Genomic DNA, 242 nt, shown 5'->3' with positions numbered 1-242 from the left:
CTTCCAGGAACACGTCCAGCGCTTTGCCAGCGTCTGAAACGATACCCAGGTCCGGGGTGAACACGCGGCCGATCTGGGTGGGTTCGATGTCGACGTGCACGAACTTGCGGCCTTCGGTGTAAACGTCGACCGAACCGGTGTGGCGGTTGGCCCAGCGGTTACCGATACCGAACACCAGGTCGGATTTGAGCAGGGTGGCGTTGCCGTAGCGGTGCGAAGTCTGCAGGCCGACCATGCCGACC

Annotated in this window: 1 pseudogene; it reads right to left on the bottom strand. The window is 62.8% G+C overall.

Features of this window, described 5'->3' with window-relative positions:
* Positions 1–242 (bottom strand): annotated as a pseudogene (locus SB765_RS33005) (glyoxylate carboligase); the annotation flags it as partial.

Source organism: Pseudomonas sp. SIMBA_067 (genome assembly GCF_046534675.1).
GTDB classification, from domain to species: domain Bacteria; phylum Pseudomonadota; class Gammaproteobacteria; order Pseudomonadales; family Pseudomonadaceae; genus Aquipseudomonas; species Aquipseudomonas putida.
Note: the sequence above shows the minus strand (reverse complement) of the source record. Positions and strands in the feature narration are given on the sequence as shown.